At 67.8% G+C, this 19372-nt stretch carries 14 protein-coding genes and 3 rRNA genes; 2 read left to right on the top strand and 15 right to left on the bottom strand.

Translation table 11 applies throughout. The features are described 5' to 3' along the window. Positions 1-20: 20 nt before the first annotated feature. From OG963_RS33895 to OG963_RS33870, 6 genes are all read right to left on the bottom strand, one after another. A complete protein-coding gene (locus OG963_RS33895) occupies positions 21-1112 on the bottom strand; it encodes a glycosyltransferase family 4 protein (protein WP_371799779.1) in 1092 nt (363 codons plus the stop codon). 166 nt (positions 1113-1278) lie between these two features. After that, positions 1279-1581 (bottom strand): hypothetical protein, encoded by a 303-nt coding sequence (locus OG963_RS33890; protein ID WP_371799778.1) that lies wholly within the window; start codon positions 1579-1581, stop codon positions 1279-1281. A gap of 80 nt (positions 1582-1661) precedes the next feature. After that, positions 1662-3389: a DNA repair protein RecN gene (gene recN / locus OG963_RS33885; RefSeq protein ID WP_030917884.1), complete on the bottom strand. Its 1728-nt coding sequence runs from the start codon at positions 3387-3389 to the stop codon at positions 1662-1664. 136 nt (positions 3390-3525) lie between these two features. Next, on the bottom strand, positions 3526-4431 hold the full coding sequence (locus tag OG963_RS33880; RefSeq protein WP_093774919.1) for an NAD kinase: 906 nt from the start codon (positions 4429-4431) through the stop codon (positions 3526-3528). Then, on the bottom strand, positions 4428-5243 hold the full coding sequence (locus OG963_RS33875) for a TlyA family RNA methyltransferase (protein ID WP_030917878.1): 816 nt from the start codon (positions 5241-5243) through the stop codon (positions 4428-4430). The genes OG963_RS33880 and OG963_RS33875 overlap by 4 nt, the downstream gene beginning before the upstream one ends. 7 nt (positions 5244-5250) lie before the next feature. Then, on the bottom strand, positions 5251-5550 hold the full coding sequence (locus OG963_RS33870) for a hypothetical protein (protein WP_371126416.1): 300 nt from the start codon (positions 5548-5550) through the stop codon (positions 5251-5253). Between the two features lie 42 nt (positions 5551-5592). Between OG963_RS33870 and OG963_RS33865 the strand changes: the two genes are divergently transcribed. Beyond that, a complete protein-coding gene (locus OG963_RS33865; protein ID WP_030917872.1) occupies positions 5593-5940 on the top strand; it encodes an SCP2 sterol-binding domain-containing protein in 348 nt (115 codons plus the stop codon). Between the two features lie 138 nt (positions 5941-6078). Here OG963_RS33865 and OG963_RS33860 read toward each other — a convergent pair whose 3' ends face one another. The 4 genes from OG963_RS33860 to OG963_RS33845 form a co-directional block, all read right to left on the bottom strand. Continuing rightward, positions 6079-6897 carry an ABC transporter ATP-binding protein gene (locus OG963_RS33860; RefSeq protein ID WP_030917868.1) on the bottom strand — a complete coding sequence of 273 codons (819 nt, stop codon included), beginning with the start codon at positions 6895-6897 and terminating at the stop codon, positions 6079-6081. 77 nt (positions 6898-6974) lie between these two features. Beyond that, positions 6975-8054 carry an iron chelate uptake ABC transporter family permease subunit gene (locus OG963_RS33855; protein ID WP_093774915.1) on the bottom strand — a complete coding sequence of 360 codons (1080 nt, stop codon included), beginning with the start codon at positions 8052-8054 and terminating at the stop codon, positions 6975-6977. Next, a complete protein-coding gene (locus tag OG963_RS33850; protein WP_093774913.1) occupies positions 8051-9022 on the bottom strand; it encodes an iron ABC transporter permease in 972 nt (323 codons plus the stop codon). The genes OG963_RS33855 and OG963_RS33850 overlap by 4 nt, the downstream gene beginning before the upstream one ends. A 242-nt stretch (positions 9023-9264) precedes the next feature. Continuing rightward, complete coding sequence (locus tag OG963_RS33845; RefSeq protein ID WP_371799777.1) at positions 9265-10293, bottom strand: HAD hydrolase-like protein; 1029 nt, start codon at positions 10291-10293, stop codon at positions 9265-9267. A 72-nt stretch (positions 10294-10365) separates the two neighbouring features. On the opposite strand from OG963_RS33845, the gene OG963_RS33840 reads away from it, so the two are divergent. After that, complete coding sequence (locus tag OG963_RS33840; RefSeq protein WP_093929955.1) at positions 10366-11643, top strand: DUF1015 domain-containing protein; 1278 nt, start codon at positions 10366-10368, stop codon at positions 11641-11643. Positions 11644-11700: 57 nt separating this feature from the next. On the opposite strand, the gene OG963_RS33835 is transcribed toward OG963_RS33840, so the two are convergent. The 5 genes from OG963_RS33835 to OG963_RS33815 form a co-directional block, all read right to left on the bottom strand. Beyond that, a complete protein-coding gene (locus OG963_RS33835; protein ID WP_371800339.1) occupies positions 11701-12405 on the bottom strand; it encodes a tetratricopeptide repeat protein in 705 nt (234 codons plus the stop codon). Beyond that, positions 12402-13766, bottom strand: coding sequence for a hypothetical protein (locus OG963_RS33830; RefSeq protein ID WP_371800338.1), 1365 nt, complete (start codon positions 13764-13766; stop codon positions 12402-12404). Before OG963_RS33830 ends, OG963_RS33835 begins: the two co-directional genes overlap by 4 nt. Before the next feature lie 255 nt (positions 13767-14021). Beyond that, a 5S ribosomal RNA gene (rrf, locus tag OG963_RS33825) occupies positions 14022-14138 on the bottom strand. Between the two features lie 108 nt (positions 14139-14246). Continuing rightward, a 23S ribosomal RNA gene (locus OG963_RS33820) occupies positions 14247-17371 on the bottom strand. A 307-nt stretch (positions 17372-17678) separates the two neighbouring features. Continuing rightward, positions 17679-19204 (bottom strand): 16S ribosomal RNA (locus OG963_RS33815). Together the 16S, 23S and 5S rRNA genes form the textbook arrangement of a ribosomal RNA operon. Between the last annotated feature and the right edge of the window lie 168 nt (positions 19205-19372).

Here is a 19372-nt window from a genome sequence, read left to right as displayed (position 1 = left end):
CGCCGCGGCAACACCGCACGTCACCTCCCCCGCGTCGCCAACGGCTGGGTCAACTCGTCGTAGACACTCAGCACTTGCGCGATCGTGTCGTCCTCCGTGGGCCAACTCGCCGCCTGCACCCGCCCCGCAGCAGCCATCCGCTCCCGCGCCGCCGGATCTCCGAGCAGCCGCGCGACCACCCGCGCCAGCGCCTCCGCGTTCCCGTACGGCACAAGTTCCGCCGCGTCCCCCACGAGTTCGGGCACTCCGCCCACCGCGGTGGCAACCAGCGGCACCCCCAGCCGCAGCGCCTCCTGCGCCGGCACCGACCGCGCCTCCCAGCGGCTCGGCAGCACGGCCAGATCCGCGGCGGCGAGGAGTTCCGCGATGTCGTCCCGGCTGCCGACCAGCCTGGCGGGCAGATCCTCGTTCCGGATCCGCCGCTGCAGAGCGCTCCGCTCCCGCCCCTCCCCCGCGATGACCAGCAGGGGTACCGGGTCGAGTTGGCGCCACATCCGGGCCGCGTCGAGCAGCGTGTCGTACCCGCGATGCGGTACGAGACTGCCGACCGAGATCAGTAACGGCCGCCCCACAGAACCGAGTTCTGCGCGCACCTTGCCACCGTGGAGCAGAGCCGGACTGCGCGGCGCAACGGCGACCGGAGCGAGACGGGCGTCACGCGCACCTCGGTGCCGCGCCCGGTCGACCAGATCCGACGACGTACCGAGCACAACGGCCGCAGCCCGGGCGGCCCTTCGCTCCAGCAGGTGGAGCAACCGGCTGCGGGCACCTTCGGCATACGCCCGGGTGTGCCAGGTCAGGACCAGCGGTGTGCGCCGTCCACCGAGCGCAAGACCGGCCCGTACGGCGGCGTGCAGCCCGTGCGCATGGACCACGTCCGCCCCCGCGCATCCCGCCCGCAGCGCGGCGACGGCGGCCGGGTCACTGCGTCGCGGTACGGGGACGAAGCGGGCCCCGGTGCCGGAGAAGTCGTAGGCGCGGTCCAGTTCGGCCGGGGCGCAGACGGTGACCTGCACCCCTCTCGCCACCAGCCCTGCGGCCAGCGAGCCGACGTGAGCGCTGCTGCCGGCACTGCCGCCGCCCAGGACTTGGACCGTACGCAGCTGTGACACGTTGAATGGCTCCCGGAGCTCCCGAGTCGGCGGTATGTGCACCGCCAAGGATGCCAGTCCGTACGCACGTTCCGGGACCGTCGGGCCGTCGTTCCGGCGCGCGCGGCGACAACCGGGCCTGCGTTACCACCCGGACGGGTGAGTACAGCGGTGCGATATTGCCGTGTCAGCGACCCGCCAGCGCCTGGGCGAGCCCGCTGATCCGGCCCCCGTACGCAGCCGCTGCCACCGCCCCCCGCCGCATGGGCGGCCGACGCGGCAGCACAGCGGCGGCCCGGGCGCGAGGCGCCAGCGGCAGGACGGCGGCTCCGACCACGGTGGCGGGCCCCGCGTACAGATCGACGGCGCGGCCCGCGTAGTCGGTGCGCTGCCACCGCTGGTGCGGCCGGGCCCGAAGCGCCCGGTGGACCCCACCGGCGACCCCGGCGGCGACGGCAGCGGCGAGGGCCCTGCTGATCATTGCTCCCATGGGAGCCAGGCTACGAACCCGGCCCCGGACCGAAGCACCGGGGCAACAGGACCCGGCGCTCCCAGGGCGTCGCGCCCCCGCTACCCGTCCGCCCGAGCCGCGGCCAGCAGCTCCTCGGCGTGCGCCCGGGCCGTCTCGGAGTCCTCCTGCCCCGCAAGCATCCGGGACAGTTCCCGTACCCGCTCCTCGCCCTCCAGGACCTTGACACCACTGCTGGTCACCGAGCCGTCGACCGTCTTCTCGACCAGCAGCTGGCGGTCGGCGAAGGCCGCCACCTGGGGCAGGTGCGTCACGACGACCACCTGTGCCGACCTGGCGAGCTTCGCCAGCCGTCGCCCCACCTCGACGGCCGCCTTGCCGCCGACACCCGCGTCGACCTCGTCGAAGAGATACGTGGGTACGGGGTCGGAGCCCGCGAAGACCACCTCGACGGCCAGCATCACCCGGGACAGCTCACCGCCCGAAGCTCCCTTGGCGATCGGCCGGGGCTGGGCGCCGGGGTGCGGTGCCAGCAGCAGCTCGACCTCGTCGGCGCCGGACGGACCGTAGACGACGCTGCGGCCGCCGATCTCGATGCCGGACGCCTCGTCCGCCGCGTCGGTCTGCCGGATGTCGAACGAGACCCGGGCGTGCGGCATGGCGAGCGAGGCCAGTTCCGCGGTCACCGCTTCGGCGAAGAGTGCCGCCGCCGCCGTCCGCGCATCGGTCAACGCCTGTCCGAGGTCGGAGAGTTCGGCCCGCAATGCGTCCCGTTCCCCGGTCAGCTCGCCGATCCGGTCGTCGTCGCCCTCCAGCTCGGTGAGCCGGGCGGCCCCGTCCTCGGCCCAGGCGAGCACGGCGGCGATGTCCTCGCCGTACTTGCGGGTGAGGCCGGTGAGCGCGGCGCGCCTCTCCTCGACGGCGGCGAGCCGCAGCGGATCGGCGTCCAGCTGATCGGCGTATCCGGCCAGTTCGCCCGCGACGTCGGCGAGCAGGATCGAGATCTCACCGATCCGGTCGGCGAGCGCGGCCAGCGCAGGGTCGTGGGCACGGACGGCGTCCAGCGACCGTCCGGCGGCCGCGACGACGGTCGTCGCGTCGACGGCCTCCTGGTCCTCCGGGTTGCCCGCGAGCGCGGCGTGCGCGAGGGACGCGGCGGACGCGAGCGCTTCGGCATGGCCGAGCCGCTCGGCTTCGGCTGCCAGGTCGACGTCCTCGCCGGGGAGCGGTTCGACCCCGGCGATCTCACCGAGCCCGAAGCGCAGCAGATCCGCTTCCTGGGCGCGTTCGCGGGCCCGCGTGGTCAGCTCGTCGAGCTCCGTGACCACGGCCCGCAGCCGCCGGTACGCCGCCGCGTACTTGGCGTGCGGCACGGCGACTCCGTCACCCGCGTACCGGTCCAGGGCCTGCCGCTGCCGGGCGGGCTTGAGCAGCCCCTGCTGGTCGGTCTGGCCGTGCACGGCCACGAGTTCGTCCGCGAGTTCGGCGAGCACGCCCACCGGAACGGACCTGCCGCCGAGATGGGCGCGCGAGCGCCCCTCAGCGGAAACGGTACGGCTGATCAGCAGCGCACCGTCGTCGAGTTCGGCCCCCGCCTCCTCGGCCCGCACGGCGGCCGTGTCACCGGCGGACACAGTGATCCGCCCTTCGACGACAGCAGCTTTTGCGCCGACCCTCACCAGGGCGGGGTCGGCGCGCCCGCCGAGCAGCAGTCCCAGGCTGGTGACGACCATGGTCTTGCCCGCGCCGGTCTCACCCGTCACCGCGGTGAAACCGGGTGACAGCTCCACCACCGCGTCGTCGATGACCCCGAGCGACCGTATCCGCATCTCCTCCAACACGGACACGACCTTACGAGGTCCGGGCCCCGCTGTGCGACGGGCCCCGGCCGCGGATTCACTCTCCCGTGCGCCGTGCGACCACGACCTGGGGTTCCGGAGCAGTCGTCCGGCGCACCGCGAGCGATCAGTGGGGGGCGCCCCGCCACCCCGAGACCGGCAGCGCGAACTTCGCCACCAGCCGGTCCGTGAACGAGGCGTGGTGCAGCCGAGCCAGCCGTACGGGCACCGTGCCGCGCCGCACCTCGACGCGCGCTCCGGCCGGCAGCTCCACGGTCCTGCGTCCGTCGCACCACAGCACCCCGTGCGGCGTGTGCGGCTGGACCTCGACGGCCAGCACCGAGGTCGGCGACGTCACCAGCGGCTTGGCGAACAGGGCATGGGCGCTGATCGGTACCATCAGCAGCGCCTCGACCTCCGGCCACACCACCGGTCCGCCGGCCGAGAACGCGTACGCCGTCGACCCGGTCGGCGTCGCACAGACGATCCCGTCGCAGCCGAATCCGGTGACCGGCCGGCCGTCGATCTCCAGGACGACTTCGAGCATCCGCTCGGGCGACACCTTCTGCACGGCCGCTTCGTTGAGCGCCCAGTCGGTGTGGACGATGTCGCCGTTGCTGTGCACCAGGACATCGATCGTCATGCGCTCCTCGACCGCGTACGCGCGGGTGACGACCCGGTCGACCACCTTGTCCAGGTCGTCGCGCTCGGCCTCGGCGAGGAAGCCGACCCGGCCGAGGTTGACGCCGAGCATCGGCACCCCGGAGGCCCGGGAGATCTCCGCGCCTCGCAGCAGCGTGCCGTCGCCGCCGAGCACGACCAGCAGCTCACAGCCGTCCACGGCTCCGGGTGTGGCGTCCTCGACCGTCTCCACGGACGGTGGGAGCGGCAGATCGGCGGCCTCCGCGGCAAGGACCCTCACACCGAGTCCACTGCGCAGCAGCCCTTGTACGACGAGCTCGGCGCTGCGGATCGCGGCCGGCCTGCCGGTGTGTGCCAAAAGAAAGACAGTTCGTGCCGCATTCGTCGTCAACGAGGCCCCTCCGCCACTGCACGGTCGACATCCGCGGGATCCAGTTCCGGTGCTCCGGCCCGCAGCCACAGAAAGTACTCGACGTTGCCGGAAGGCCCGGGCAGCGGGCTCGCGGTCACCCCGCGCACACCGAGCCCCAGCGCCCAGGCCCGGCGCGCCACCTCCCGTACCGCTTCGGCCCGCAGCTCCGGGCTGCGCACCACACCACCGCTGCCGAGCCGCTCCTTGCCGACCTCGAACTGCGGCTTGACCATCAGCACCAGGTCCGCGTCGGGGGCGGCGCAGCGCGCCAGAGCGGGCAGTACGAGCCCCAGCGGGATGAACGACAGATCGCCGACCACCAGGTCCACCGCCTTCCCGTCGATCGCCTCCAGCGTCAGTTCCCGCACGTTGGTACGGTCCTTGACGGTGACGCGTTCATCGGACTGCAGCGACCAGGCGAGCTGCCCGTAGCCGACGTCGACGGCGACGACATGGCCGACTCCGGCCCGCAGCAGTACGTCGGTGAAGCCGCCGGTCGACGCCCCGGCGTCCAGCGCCCGCCGCCCCTCGGTCTTGAGCCCGAGGGGTACGAAGGCGGCGAGGGCGCCCGCGAGCTTGTGCCCGCCGCGCGAGACGTACTCGGGGTCGCTGTCGTCCTTGATGACGACGACCGCGGCGCTGGTCTCGACCTGGGTGGCGGGTTTGGTCGCGGTGTTGCCGCCGACGGTCACCCGCCCTGCGGCGATCAGCTGGCTCGCGTGCTCGCGAGAGCGGGCGAGATTACGGCGTACCAGCTCGGCGTCGAGGCGGCGACGTGCCACTCCTGCCACGTTCGGTTCAGCTCCTGTTGTTGTACGAGGGCATCGGTGCGGGTACCGGTGCGGGTGCGGGCCGGGCGTCCAGCGCGGTCAGCGCGTCGCGCAGCCCACGGTGTACATCCTCGTACACCTCGATGTGTCCGTCCGCCGGGAGGTGGTCCGCATCCGCCAGCCGCTCCAGCCGTGCGTCCACCTCGGCGTTTCCGGTGGGGGTGCGCACGACGCCGAGGGGCGCGGGGGCGGCGGGGTCGGGGGCGGGGCCGGCCGTCACCTCATACTCCCCGGGCACCGCTGCGGGCTCCGGCATCAAGTCGCTCATGCGGAAACGCTACCGCGAAGGGCTGAGGTACCGTCGATCACGATGGCGACCATGGCGGAGTGCCGCAGCGCACTCGACAGACTTTCCGACAACCTCACGACGGCCGAGGGCGACGTGCGCAGCGCGACCGCCCTGGACCGCTCGCTGAGCTGTCACATCAAGGACCTCGCGATCACCTTCACCGGCCGTCTCAAGGACGGCCGGATCGAGGTGCTGGACACGATCGAGGGCCCACCGGTGGAGAAGGCCGAGATCCGTCTCACGATGACCGGCGACGACCTGGTGGCCATGGTGAACGGCGAGCTGAACTTCGCCCGCGCCTGGGGCTCGGGAAGAGTTCGCCTGGAAGCAGGCTTCCGAGACCTTCTGCGCCTCAGAACGCTGCTGTAGCCCCGACGCCGGCGGTCGGGGGCGGCAGGCCCCCGCCCGCAGCTTCCCCATCCCGCTCCGCCGGTGCACGCCCGCCCGTCGGGTGCTTCAGGACGAAGCGCGCCCGCAGCTCGAGCGAACCACCGCACCCGCCGCGCTTCAGGCACCCACCGAATCGACCGCCCGCGCGCCCCGTGCGCTGCGCGCGGCCGGCACCACCAAAGGCGTACCCGTCTCCGGATCATCGATCACCTGGCACCGTAGCCCGAACACCCGCTCCACGAGCTCCGCCGTGACCACATCCCCCGGCGCCCCCTCGGCGATGATCTCGCCCTGACGCATGGCGATCAGATGCGTGGCATAGCGCGCGGCATGGTTCAGATCGTGCAGCACGGCTACCAGCGTGCGCCCCCGCGTCTCGTGCAGTTCCGCGCACAGGTCGAGGACATCTATCTGGTGCTGGATGTCGAGGTACGTCGTCGGCTCGTCGAGCAGCAGCAGCGGCGTCTCCTGAGCGAGCGCCATCGCGATCCACACCCGCTGTCGCTGCCCGCCGGACAGTTCGTCGACATAGCGATCCGCAAGCTCGGCGACCCCCGTGGACATCATCGATTCCTCGACAATGCGTTCGTCCTCCGGCGACCACTGCCGCAGCAGCCCCTGATGCGGGTACCGGCCGCGCGCGACCAGGTCGGCGACGGTGATGCCGTCCGGCGCGATCGAGGACTGCGGCAGCAGCCCCAGAGTCTTCGCGACCTTCTTCGCCGGCATCCCATGGATCGTCCTACCGTCCAGCAGAACCTGTCCCCGGCTCGGCTTGAGCATCCGTGACAGCGCCCGCAACAGCGTGGACTTCCCGCAGGCGTTGGGGCCGACGATCACGGTGAACGAGTTGTCGGGAATCTCGACCGAGAGGTTCTCCGCGATGACCCGCTGGTCGTATCCGAGGGTCACCGAGTCCGCGGTGAGGCGCTGCATGGTCGTACTCCCGGAGTCGGTGGGAAGGGTCGTCGATGTACTGGCGTCGAGGGACGGATTCGCTGTCCGACGGGCTCTCATATCCGCCCCGCCCTGCGCTCGGAGACGAGCAGCCACAGCAGGTAGCAGCCACCGAGCACCCCGGTGACGACGCCGACCGGCAGCTGCCGGTCTCCGAAGGCGTCCATCGCGATCCAGTCGGCGACCAGCAGAAGTGCGGCGCCCATCAAGGCGGCGGGCGCCAGATTGGGCCCGGGCGAGCGAGTGAGCCGACGAGCCAACTGGGGGGCGCTCAGCGAAACGAAGGTGATGGGGCCGGCCGCGGCGGTGGCGACGGCGACGAGCATGACGGCGCAGCCCATCAGCAGGAGCCGGGTGCGTTCCACCCGTACGCCCAGGGCGTACGCGGCGTCGTCGCCCATCTCCATCATGCGCAGCGCCCGCCCGTGCCCGAGCACCAGCGGAATGAGCAGGCCGCACACCACCAGCAGCGGCCAGACCTGTGCCCAGTCGCGCCCGTCGAGCGAGCCGGTCATCCAGACGACGGCGCGGGTCGCGTCGACCAGATTGGCCTTGGTGATCAGATACTGGGCGACTGCGGTGAGCATCGCGGCCGAGCCGATGCCCACGAGAACCAGCCGGTAACCGTGCATCCCGCGCTTCCAGGCGAGCAGGTAGACGACGATGCCGGTGACCAGCCCACCGACCACGGCGCCGCCCGCGACCGCGGCAGCGCCGCCCTCGAAGAGGACGATCACCGTCAGCGCCCCGACCGTCGCGCCCTGGCCGAAGCCGAGCACGTCGGGGCTGCCCAGCGGATTGCGGGAGATGGTCTGGAACACGGCTCCGCCGACCCCGAGCGCCGCGCCGACCAGCAGTCCGACGAGGACCCGTGGCAGCCGCAGGTCGGTGACGATGAACTCCTGCTGGAAGGTGCCGTGCCCGAACAGCGTGCTCACGACCTCGCCGGGCGTCATGGCGTAGTCGCCGCTGCCGATGAGCACGATCCCGGCCCCTGCCGCCACCGCGGCGAGCACCACGATCACCACGAGCGCCCGGACGTCCACCCGGAAGGAGAGCCCCCCGACGGTCCGCACGGCCCTCACCGACCGGACCGCGCCGGTTCCATCCTTCGTACGGGTCTTCACAGCCTTCACAGTTGGGCCATCCTCTTGCGACGTACGAGATGGATGAAGACGGGCCCGCCGAGCAGTGCGGTCACGATGCCGACCTGCAGCTCGGACGGCCGGGCGATCACCCGCCCCACCACGTCCGCGCCGAGCAGCAGCGCCGGCGAGAGCACGGCCGCGTACGGCAGGATCCACCGCATGTCGGGCCCGGTGATGGCGCGCACCAGGTGCGGGATCATCAGCCCGATGAAGACGATCGGCCCGCAGGCCGCGGTCGCGGCCCCGCACAGCAGGGTGACGGCGAGCATCGCGAGGACGCGGGTGCGGACCAGATGGGCGCCGAGCGCCCTGGCGGTGTCGTCACCCATCTCCAGGGCGTTCAGCGGCCGGGCGATGAGCAGCGAGAGCACGACGCCGGCAGCTATGAACGGCCACACCTTGCCGACCGTCTCCATGTTCGCCGAGGCGAGCGACCCGACCGTCCAGAACCGCAGCCGGTCGAGCGCCGCCGCGTCCAGCAGCTGTACGGCGTTGACGTAGCCGAACAGCGCGGCGCTGGCCGCGGTACCGGCGAGCGCGAGTCGTACAGGGGTCGCGGACCGGCTGCCGCCGAGGAGGTACACCACCACGGACACGATCGCGGCACCGAGGAACGCGAACCAGACGTATCCGGTCAGCGAGGTGACGCCGAAGAAGCTGATGGCGGATACGACGGCTGCCGACGCGCCCGCGTTGACCCCCAGCAGTCCGGGTTCGGCCAGCGGGTTACGGGTCAGGGCCTGCATCACCGCACCGGCGAGGCCGAGCGCTGTGCCGACGATCAGCCCGAGCACGGTCCGCGGGATGCGCACGTCACGCACGAGGACATCGCCATGGGTTCCGGAGGCGTGGAACAGACCGTGCCAGACATCGCCGAGCGGCAGCGCCTTGGCGCCGATCGCGATACTCGCGAGGCATACCAGCACCAGCGCGACCACGGCGAGCAGCAGTCCCACGGTACGTGTCGCGGGGCGCCCTGGGGACGCGGATGTCGCCGGCGCGGCTATCGGACCTGCGCTCGGCTCTGGGGGGCTCTCTACCAACACGAGGTTAGGTTAGCCTACCCTCCAAAGCTGTCGAGCCGCCCGGCTCCCCGCGCACAACACAGCGCCGGTTACGCCCGATTCATCACACATGAATCCGCCACCCGGTGAACTACCGGACCGCCTAAGCCGGGCAGCGGATCCCGAACACCGCCCTACAGCCCGAGCCTGGCGACGGCCTTCCCCGCGTCCAGCCCGCAGGTACCCTCACCCGCGTGCGACCAGGCAGCTCCGCACAGCGCCCGCAGTCCGTCGAGCGCGTCCCCGTCGCCCTCCAGCACCAGCTCGTCGCCTCGGACCGCGGCCGTCCAACCACCGCAGCCGAACCCGCCGGCGGTCTCGGTCACCTCGGGCTGCCCGGTCAGCAGCCCCCGCAGGTCCGCATCGACATATGTCGGCCGGTGCCTGGGCTCGGCCGCCACCAGCTGCCTCGCGTCCGTGACCCCGGTGAGCACGAGGAGCGAGTCCACACCGCCGTTGAACGCACCTTCGATGTCCGTGTCCAGCCGGTCCCCGACCACCAGCGGCCGCTTCGCCCCGGTCCGCAGTACGGTCTCCCGGTGCATCGGAGGCAACGGCTTCCCGGCGACCTGCGGCTCGGCACCGGTGGCGATCCGTACGACCTCGACCGCCGCACCATTGCCCGGCGCGATCCCTCGCGCGCTCGGAATCGTCAGATCTGTGTTGGACGCGAACCACGGCACGCCCCGGGCAATCGCGTACGCGGCCTCGGCGAACCGCCCCCACGTCATGTCGGGGCCGCCGTACCCCTGTGCCACCGCCACCGGATCGTCGTCCGCCGACTCCACCGGCACCAGACCGCGCTCGAGCAGCGCGGTCCTCAGCCCCTCTCCCCCGACCACGAGCACCCGAGCCCCGGCCGGCAGCTGGTCTGCCATCAGCCGGGCCACCGCCTGCGCCGAGGTGATCACATCGGCGGCCCCCGCCGGTACCCCGAGTTCGGTCAGATGCTCCGCCACCGCGGCCGGTGTACGCAGCGCGTTGTTGGTGACGTACGCGAGATGCATCCCGCCGTCCTGCGCGGCACCCAGCGAGTCGACGGCATGGGCGATCGCGGCACCGCCCGCGTACACCACCCCGTCAAGATCGAGCAGAGCCGTGTCGTACGCCTCGCTCAGCGCGGTGCTGCTCCCGCTGGGCCGGGTCCTGCTCGCCTGACTCATATTTCTGCGCTCCTCATTGCATGCTTCTCCCCCGATCATCGCGCATCCCCGCAACGCACATACGATGCAGAAATGAACACACCAGGTCCCGCCGACCAGGGACTGCGCCTGATCCCGTTCCGTGGACTGCGCTACGTCCCCGAGCGGGTCGGCAGTCTCGCCGCGGTGACCTCACCGCCGTACGACGTCGTCGTGCGTCCCGACGGGCTTCACCACCTGGAATCCGCGGACCCGTACAACATCGTCCGGCTGATACTGCCGCAGGCCGACACGGCCGCCGCACGCAACGAGCAGGCCGCCGAGACCCTGAACCGCTGGCTCGACGAAGGCATACTCGCCCCCGAGACCGAGCCCGCGCTCTATGTCTACGAACAGCGCAACGGCGAGATCCTGCAACGTGGCATCGTCGGGGCACTGGCGCTCTCCGCCCCCGCCGACGGCATCGTGCTGCCGCACGAGGACGTGATGGCGCATGTCGTCGAGGACCGGGCCGACCTGATGCGGACCACAGCCGCCCATCTCGAACCGCTCCTGCTGACCTACCGCAGCGAGGGTCACCCGACCGGAGCGACCGCCGTCATCGAGCGGACCATCCACCGGCCGCCACTGCTCGCCACCACCACGGAGGACGGCTACTGCCACCGGCTCTGGGCGGTCACCGACCCGGCCGACCGGTCCGAGATCGAAACCGATCTCGCCCGACACCAGGCGCTCATCGCGGACGGCCACCACCGCTGGGCCACGTACCTCCGTCTCCAGCAGGAGCACACGGTTCCCGGTCCCTGGGACTTCGGCCTGGTCCTCCTGGTCGACACGGCCCGCTACCCGCTGCGGGTCCGCGCCATCCACCGGCTGCTGCACCGCCTCCCGGTCGCCGACGCGCTGGCCGCTCTGAACGGCACCTTCCGCATCCGGGACGTCGAGGGGCCGCTCCCCGTGGCCCTCGACGCCCTCGCCGGGGCGGCCGCCGAAGGCAACGCGTTCCTGCTCGCCGGCGACGGCCGCTTCCACCTCGTCGACCGCCCGGACGAAGCACTGCTGGCCTGCACCGTCCCGGCCGACCGCCCACCCGCCTGGCGCGCGCTCGACGCGACGGTGCTGCACGCGACCCTTCTCGACCACGTGTGGCGGATCCCGGACACCCCGGAACACATCGCGTACATACACGACACCGAGGCGGCCGTGGACCAGGCCGAGCGCCACGGCGCCACGGCGGTCCTGATGCATCCGGTACGGGAAGAAGTCGTCCGGGACCTGGCCCGCCAGGGCGTCACCATGCCACGCAAGTCCACCTCGTTCGGCCCCAAGCCGGCCTCGGGCCTGGTCCTGCGCAGCCTCACCCTCGACTGAGGCCGGAAAGAAGAAGAGGGCGGCGTCCCTGTCGGGATGCCGCCCTCTCGTCATGTCCTAGGCCTTGTCCGCCGAGCCTTCGTCATCGGCATCGGCATCGGCATCGGCATCGGCATCGACCGCTTCATCGGCGTCGTCGTCCTCACCGAGAGCATCGACGAACTCGACACCGTCCAGCTCGGCAAGCCGGTCCGACGCATCGGTGGAGCCGTCCTTGTCGGCCTCCACGGTCTTCGCGAACCACTCACGAGCCTCGTCCTCGCGCCCCGCGGCCAGCAGCGCATCCGCGTACGCATACCGCAGCCGCGCCGTCCACGGGTGCACGGCGTTCGAGGCCAGCTCGGAGCTCTGCAGGGTGACGATGGCTGCATCGATCTGCCCCATGTCTCTGCGGGCCCCGGCCGCCACCAGCCGCATCTCGACCTGCCCGGCCTTGTCCAGCTTCTGCACCTCGGGCTCGCCGGCCATGGCCATCGCCCGCTCGGGCCGCCCGAGTCCACGCTCGCAGTCGGCCATGACGGGCCACAGTTCCACGGACCCGGTCATCCGCTTCGCTGCCCGGAACTCGGCCAGCGCCTCCGCGTACTTCTGCGTCGCGTACGCGGCGAAGCCGGCCGCCTCACGCACGGCAGCCACCCGCGAGGCCAGCCGCAGCGCGATACGCGAGTACGCGTACGCCTGCTCGGGGTCCTCGTCGATGAGCCGGGCAACCATGACGAGGTTCCTGGCCACATCCTCGGCCAGGGTCTTCGGCAGGCTCAGCAGCTCCTGCCGAACGTCCTTGTCGATCTCGTCACCGGTGACGTCGTCGGGAATCGGAAGCCGCTTGATCGGCTCCCGGTCCCGGTCGTCGCGCCGATCGAAACCACCACGGTCGTCACGCCCGCGGAAGCCACCCCGGTCACGGTCGTCACGCTGCCCGCGGTATCCACCGCCGCCACGGCTGTCGTCACGGCGGAACCCGCCGCTGCGGCTGTCGTCGTCGCGACGGGGCCCACGCGGCCGGTCGTCACGGCGCTCGAAGCCACCACCGGGACGCCCACCACGGTCGTCATCACGACGCGGCCCGCGGTACCCACCACGGTCGTCGTCACGCCGCGGCGCACGATCATCACGGGGGAACCTGCCTGCACCGCCGCCACGGCTGTCGTCGCGACGGAACCCGCCCCGGTCACCGCCACTGGAGGGCCGGCTGTCATCACGACGGAACCCACCACCGGCACCGCCGCCACGGCTGTCGTCACGGCGGAACCCGCCGCTGCGGCTGTCGTCGTCGCGACGGGGCCCACGCGGCCGGTCGTCACGGCGCTCGAAGCCACCACCGGGACGCCCACCACGGTCGTCATCACGACGCGGCGCACGATCATCACGACGGAACCCACCACCGGAGCCACCACGGTCGTCCCGGCGGAACCCACCGCCGGAACCCCCACCGCGGCTGTCGTCGCGGCGGAACCCACCACCGGCACCGCCGCCACGGCTGTCATCACGACGGAACCCACCACCGGCACCGCCACCACGGCTGTCATCACGGCGGAACCCACCACCGGAGCCACCACGGTCGTCCCGGCGGAACCCACCGCCGGAACCCCCACCGCGGCTGTCGTCGCGGCGGAACCCGCCCCGGTCACCGCCACTGGAGGGCCGGCTGTCATCACGACGGAACCCACCACCGGCACCGCCGCCACGGCTGTCGTCGCGACGGAACCCGCCCCGGTCACCGCCACTGGAGGGCCGGCTGTCATCACGACGGAACCCGCCGCTGCGGCTGTCGTCGTCGCGACGGGGCCCACGCGGCCGGTCATCACGGCGCTCGAAGCCACCACCGGGACGCCCACCACGGTCGTCATCACGACGCGGCGCACGATCATCACGACGGAACCCACCACCGGCACCGCCACCACGGCTGTCATCACGGCGGAACCCACCACCGGAGCCACCACGGTCGTCCCGAGGGAACCTGCCGCCGGCACCGCCACCGCGGCTGTCATCACGACGGAACCCACCACCGGCACCGCCGCCACGGCTGTCGTCACGCCGCGGCCCGCGATCACGATCGTCGCGACGGAAGCCACCACCGGCACCGCCGCTCGACGGCCGGCCGTCGTCACGGCGGTTGCCACCACGGTCGTTGTCCCGACGCGGACTTCCGGACCGGTCGTCACGACCACCCCGGAAGCCGCCCCGGTCACCACCGTCCCGGCGATGCGGCTCGCGCTCCGAACGATCGTCGGGAGAGTTGGTGGACATGGGTGGAACTCCTGTCTTCGGGTACTACACACATTCTCGCGCAGTCGGCCACCCGACGCGCTTCGACAAAACAAAAAAGGACCCTTGGTCCCAGCATGAACGCTGGGACCAAGGGTCCTTGAAAGATTGTTCGGCGGCGTCCTACTCTCCCACAGGGTCCCCCCTGCAGTACCATCGGCGCTGAAAGGCTTAGCTTCCGGGTTCGGAATGTAACCGGGCGTTTCCCTAACGCAATGACCACCGAAACCCTATCGGGTTCTAGCGAACAAGCACACTTTTCAATTAAGTAGTGAAGCTGTTCAACCGGTGCGACTGTTCGCAACCCGGGAACAACACAGTGGACGCGAGCAACTGAGGACAAGCCCTCGGCCTATTAGTACCAGTCAGCTCCACCCGTTGCCGGGCTTCCACATCTGGCCTATCAACCCAGTCGTCTACTGGGAGCCTTAACCCCTCAAAGGGGGTGGGAACACTCATCTCGAAGCAGGCTTCCCGCTTAGATGCTTTCAGCGGTTATCCTTTCCGAACGTAGCCAACCAGCCATGCCCTTGGCAGGACAACTGGCACACCAGAGGTTCGTCCGTCCCGGTCCTCTCGTACTAGGGACAGCCCTTCTCAATATTCCTACGCGCGCAGCGGATAGGGACCGAACTGTCTCACGACGTTCTAAACCCAGCTCGCGTACCGCTTTAATGGGCGAACAGCCCAACCCTTGGGACCGACTCCAGCCCCAGGATGCGACGAGCCGACATCGAGGTGCCAAACCATCCCGTCGATATGGACTCTTGGGGAAGATCAGCCTGTTATCCCCGGGGTACCTTTTATCCGTTGAGCGACAGCGCTTCCACAAGCCACTGCCGGATCACTAGTCCCGACTTTCGTCCCTGCTCGACCCGTCGGTCTCACAGTCAAGCTCCCTTGTGCACTTACACTCAACACCTGATTGCCAACCAGGCTGAGGGAACCTTTGGGCGCCTCCGTTACTCTTTAGGAGGCAACCGCCCCAGTTAAACTACCCATCAGACACTGTCCCTGATCCGGATCACGGACCCAGGTTAGACATCCAGCACGACCAGAGTGGTATTTCAACGGCGACTCCACAACCACTGGCGTGGCTGCTTCAAAGTCTCCCACCTATCCTACACAAGCCGAACCGAACACCAATATCAAACTGTAGTAAAGGTCCCGGGGTCTTTCCGTCCTGCTGCGCGAAACGAGCATCTTTACTCGTAGTGCAATTTCACCGGGCCTATGGTTGAGACAGTCGAGAAGTCGTTACGCCATTCGTGCAGGTCGGAACTTACCCGACAAGGAATTTCGCTACCTTAGGATGGTTATAGTTACCACCGCCGTTTACTGGCGCTTAAGTTCTCAGCTTCGCCGACCCGAAAGTCAGCTAACCGGTCCCCTTAACGTTCCAGCACCGGGCAGGCGTCAGTCCGTATACATCGCCTTACGGCTTCGCACGGACCTGTGTTTTTAGTAAACAGTCGCTTCTCGCTGGTCTCTGCGGCCACCCCCAGCTCATGGAGTAAATCCAATCACCAGTGATGGCCCCCTTCTCCCGAAGTTACGGGGGCATTTTGCCGAGTTCCTTAACCATAGTTCACCCGAACGCCTCGGTATTCTCTACCTGACCACCTGAGTCGGTTTAGGGTACGGGCCGCCATGAAACTCGCTAGAGGCTTTTCTCGACAGCATAGGATCATCCACTTCACCACAATCGGCTCGGCATCAGGTCTCAGACTTAATGTGTGACGGATTTGCCTATCACACGCCCTACACCCTTACCCCGGGACTACCACCGCCCGGGCTGGACTACCTTCCTGCGTCACCCCATCGCTTACCTAGTACAAGTCTGGTTCGTCGGCTCCACCACTACCCTCAACTCCGAAGAGATCGGGCCGGCTTCACGGACTTAGCATCGCCTGATTCAGTATTGGGCGTTTCAAAGCGGGTACCGGAATATCAACCGGTTGTCCATCGACTACGCCTGTCGGCCTCGCCTTAGGTCCCGACTTACCCTGGGCAGATCAGCTTGACCCAGGAACCCTTAGTCAATCGGCGCACACGTTTCTCACGTGTGTATCGCTACTCATGCCTGCATTCTCACTCGTGAACCGTCCACAACTCGCTTCCGCGGCTGCTTCACCCGGCACACGACGCTCCCCTACCCATCCGTACTCCCGTTGGGGATACATGTACGAATGACACGACTTCGGCGGTACGCTTGAGCCCCGCTACATTGTCGGCGCGGAATCACTTGACCAGTGAGCTATTACGCACTCTTTCAAGGGTGGCTGCTTCTAAGCCAACCTCCTGGTTGTCTCTGCGACTCCACATCCTTTCCCACTTAGCGTACGCTTAGGGGCCTTAGTCGATGCTCTGGGCTGTTTCCCTCTCGACCATGGAGCTTATCCCCCACAGTCTCACTGCCGTGCTCTCACTTACCGGCATTCGGAGTTTGGCTAAGGTCAGTAACCCGGTAGGGCCCATCGCCTATCCAGTGCTCTACCTCCGGCAAGAAACACACGACGCTGCACCTAAATGCATTTCGGGGAGAACCAGCTATCACGGAGTTTGATTGGCCTTTCACCCCTAACCACAGGTCATCCCCCAGGTTTTCAACCCTGGTGGGTTCGGTCCTCCACGAAGTCTTACCTCCGCTTCAACCTGCCCATGGCTAGATCACTCCGCTTCGGGTCTTGAGCGTGCTACTAAAACGCCCTATTCGGACTCGCTTTCGCTACGGCTTCCCCACACGGGTTAACCTCGCAACACACCGCAAACTCGCAGGCTCATTCTTCAAAAGGCACGCAGTCACGACTGTTGCTCCGAAGAACAACAGCGACGCTCCCACGGCTTGTAGGCACACGGTTTCAGGTACTATTTCACTCCGCTCCCGCGGTACTTTTCACCATTCCCTCACGGTACTATCCGCTATCGGTCACCAGGGAATATTTAGGCTTAGCGGGTGGTCCCGCCAGATTCACACGGGATTTCTCGGGCCCCGTGCTACTTGGGTGTCTCTTAAACGAGCCGTCAATGTTTCAGCTACGGGGGTCTTACCCTCTACGCCGGACCTTTCGCATGTCCTTCGCCTACATCAACGGTTTCTGACTCGTCTCACAGCCGGCAGACTATGAAAAAGAGATCCCACAACCCCGCATGCGCAACCCCTGCCGGGTATCACACGCATACGGTTTGGCCTCATCCAGTTTCGCTCGCCACTACTCCCGGAATCACGGTTGTTTTCTCTTCCTGAGGGTACTGAGATGTTTCACTTCCCCTCGTTCCCTCCACACTGCCTATGTGTTCAGCAGCGGGTGACAGCCCATGACGACTGCCGGGTTTCCCCATTCGGACACCCCCGGATCAAAGCTCGGTTGACAGCTCCCCGGGGCCTATCGTGGCCTCCCACGTCCTTCATCGGTTCCTGGTGCCAAGGCATCCACCGTGCGCCCTTAAAAACTTGGCCACAGATGCTCGCGTCCACTGTGCAGTTCTCAAGCAACGACCAGCCACCCATCACCCCACCCCTAAGGGCGAGTTCACTGGGGCCGGTGTTCGAAGGCAGCCTTGCGGCCATACCTTCAGACACCCAACAGCGCGCCCAGTACCCGGAATTCGATCGGTCCGCTTTCCACGCTCCGAGGAGCAGTACTTACGACCCGGTCGAACCACCAGGTACTGAATAGTCAACGTTCCACCCATGAGCTGACCACCGTCGAACATTTGCCGACGTAGTGGCTCTGGATTCCTTGCGGAATCTAGATGCTCCTTAGAAAGGAGGTGATCCAGCCGCACCTTCCGGTACGGCTACCTTGTTACGACTTCGTCCCAATCGCCAGTCCCACCTTCGACAGCTCCCTCCCACAAGGGGTTGGGCCACCGGCTTCGGGTGTTACCGACTTTCGTGACGTGACGGGCGGTGTGTACAAGGCCCGGGAACGTATTCACCGCAGCAATGCTGATCTGCGATTACTAGCAACTCCGACTTCATGGGGTCGAGTTGCAGACCCCAATCCGAACTGAGACCGGCTTTTTGAGATTCGCTCCGCCTCGCGGCATCGCAGCTCATTGTACCGGCCATTGTAGCACGTGTGCAGCCCAAGACATAAGGGGCATGATGACTTGACGTCGTCCCCACCTTCCTCCGAGTTGACCCCGGCAGTCTCCTGTGAGTCCCCATCACCCCGAAGGGCATGCTGGCAACACAGAACAAGGGTTGCGCTCGTTGCGGGACTTAACCCAACATCTCACGACACGAGCTGACGACAGCCATGCACCACCTGTATACCGACCACAAGGGGGGCACCATCTCTGATGCTTTCCGGTATATGTCAAGCCTTGGTAAGGTTCTTCGCGTTGCGTCGAATTAAGCCACATGCTCCGCTGCTTGTGCGGGCCCCCGTCAATTCCTTTGAGTTTTAGCCTTGCGGCCGTACTCCCCAGGCGGGGAACTTAATGCGTTAGCTGCGGCACCGACGACGTGGAATGTCGCCAACACCTAGTTCCCAACGTTTACGGCGTGGACTACCAGGGTATCTAATCCTGTTCGCTCCCCACGCTTTCGCTCCTCAGCGTCAGTAATGGCCCAGAGATCCGCCTTCGCCACCGGTGTTCCTCCTGATATCTGCGCATTTCACCGCTACACCAGGAATTCCGATCTCCCCTACCACACTCTAGCCTGCCCGTATCGACTGCAGACCCGGGGTTAAGCCCCGGGCTTTCACAACCGACGCAACAAGCCGCCTACGAGCTCTTTACGCCCAATAATTCCGGACAACGCTTGCGCCCTACGTATTACCGCGGCTGCTGGCACGTAGTTAGCCGGCGCTTCTTCTGCAGGTACCGTCACTCTCGCTTCTTCCCTGCTGAAAGAGGTTTACAACCCGAAGGCCGTCATCCCTCACGCGGCGTCGCTGCATCAGGCTTTCGCCCATTGTGCAATATTCCCCACTGCTGCCTCCCGTAGGAGTCTGGGCCGTGTCTCAGTCCCAGTGTGGCCGGTCGCCCTCTCAGGCCGGCTACCCGTCGTCGCCTTGGTAGGCCATCACCCCACCAACAAGCTGATAGGCCGCGGGCTCATCCTTCACCGCCGGAGCTTTTAACCCCGTCCCATGCGGGACAGAGTGTTATCCGGTATTAGACCCCGTTTCCAGGGCTTGTCCCAGAGTGAAGGGCAGATTGCCCACGTGTTACTCACCCGTTCGCCACTAATCCACCCCGAAGGGCTTCATCGTTCGACTTGCATGTGTTAAGCACGCCGCCAGCGTTCGTCCTGAGCCAGGATCAAACTCTCCGTGAATGTTTTCCCGTAATCGGGAGACACATCACGAGAGCGGGACGATCAGCCGGAATAAGACCGATCGTCCACAGCGTCCTCGCTGTGTAATTGCCTACCGGAACCACAAAGGCCCGGCAGGACTTTCAAAGGAACCACCAACCTGCCGAAGCAGGCCAGGGTATCAACATA

It is taken from the genome of Streptomyces sp. NBC_01707 (assembly GCF_041438805.1).
GTDB lineage: Bacteria > Actinomycetota > Actinomycetes > Streptomycetales > Streptomycetaceae > Streptomyces.
Note: the sequence above shows the minus strand (reverse complement) of the source record. Positions and strands in the feature narration are given on the sequence as shown.

Bases quoted from the DNA above. Each gene is read 5' to 3' on its own strand.
- OG963_RS33890 (WP_371799778.1), bottom strand. From the start codon at position 1,581: ATGGGAGCAATGATCAGCAGGGCCCTCGCCGCTGCCGTCGCCGCCGGG.
- recN (WP_030917884.1), bottom strand. From the start codon at position 3,389: ATGCGGATACGGTCGCTCGGGGTCATCGACGACGCGGTGGTGGAGCTG.
- OG963_RS33870 (WP_371126416.1), bottom strand. From the start codon at position 5,550: ATGAGCGACTTGATGCCGGAGCCCGCAGCGGTGCCCGGGGAGTATGAG.
- OG963_RS33845 (WP_371799777.1), bottom strand. From the start codon at position 10,293: ATGAGTCAGGCGAGCAGGACCCGGCCCAGCGGGAGCAGCACCGCGCTG.
- OG963_RS33865 (WP_030917872.1), top strand. From the start codon at position 5,593: ATGGCGACCATGGCGGAGTGCCGCAGCGCACTCGACAGACTTTCCGAC.
- OG963_RS33860 (WP_030917868.1), bottom strand. From the start codon at position 6,897: ATGCAGCGCCTCACCGCGGACTCGGTGACCCTCGGATACGACCAGCGG.
- OG963_RS33840 (WP_093929955.1), top strand. From the start codon at position 10,366: ATGAACACACCAGGTCCCGCCGACCAGGGACTGCGCCTGATCCCGTTC.